At 58.9% G+C, this 1,041-nt stretch carries 1 protein-coding gene; it reads left to right on the forward strand.

All coding sequences use genetic code 11. From position 1 onward, the window contains the following. Positions 1-208: 208 nt before the first annotated feature. A complete protein-coding gene (locus NZK35_RS24420; RefSeq protein WP_259635143.1) occupies positions 209-967 on the forward strand; it encodes a hypothetical protein in 759 nt (252 codons plus the stop codon). Positions 968-1,041: the final 74 nt, after the last annotated feature.

Here is a 1,041-nt window from a genome sequence, read left to right on the forward strand (position 1 = left end):
ATTGGGCTAAAGCCTGCACAACGACGCTTAGACTGACCCCATTTCCGCTCGACAAACGCAATCCCTGAGACTCAATCTGGACAGCGCGCTCGATCAACCTTTTTCCGTGGCTTGGGGCCTCTGACGTTTTTTCTGTAACACCGTCTCGTATGCTCCGCTTGGCTGGGTGTTGGCACGTCAAACCAGTCATTTCACGGGGATTTGTTCGATGAAGGTTGCTTTTGCAAAGGTCGCTTTTTGCTCCGTCGTGTTGCTTTCGATCTTGGCGGCAGCGGATCCGGCCGCGGCCCAATCGAGCTCCAGCGGGTGTGATTCGGGGCACTGCCACAGCGGACACGTCTCGCACCACCGAGTCCACTACGTTCGTCCGGTCCAATACGGATACAGACATCACGGCTACGGGTACGATCCCGCATTCGGCCGTGCCGAATTGCTCCGGGCCGCGGCGACGGCAAACGTCTTGAATGCCAGTGCTCGGACGCAGCACTTGCATGCCGATCGGTTGGAAATGCAAAACAGTGTCGAATTCCTGGCGACCCGCTTGGAACGAAAACAGATCAACAACCAAAGTCGTTTCGGCCACCTGCATGCTCGCGGTGAACAAGTTCGCCAGCAGAAACAGGCCGAGGCGCGGTTGGTGTCCAGCGTCCCGCGCCGTCGCCCCGTCGACCCGATGACCGGGCAAGTCGCGTGGCCGATCTTGCTGCGATCGAGCTACTATGACAAGGCACGTGGCCCCATCGATCTGGTGTTTGATCAACGCAGCCGCGTCGGACGCATCAATCCCGATCATTTCCTGCCGATGCGAGATTGGATTGAGCGGATCGAACGCGAACTGAAGGCAAACGTCGCCTACTACGAAAAGAGCGACTACTTGGAAGCCAAGGCGTTCCTGCGAAGTCTGATCGATGAAGCACGGGCTGACATCACGCCCCTTGCATCGCAGAGCCAATTGGCCGCTCGATAGGGCGGGCGCGATGATGACAATCGCTCCGAGACGACGTGCACCGGTCGCCGCGGAGCAGCGACAACGGGCGGCTA

This window comes from Stieleria sedimenti (genome assembly GCF_025060895.1).
Classification (GTDB): domain Bacteria; phylum Planctomycetota; class Planctomycetia; order Pirellulales; family Pirellulaceae; genus Stieleria; species Stieleria sedimenti.

Coding starts and splice junctions, on each gene's coding strand:
- NZK35_RS24420 (WP_259635143.1), top strand. CDS start 209: ATGAAGGTTGCTTTTGCAAAGGTCGCTTTTTGCTCCGTCGTGTTGCTT.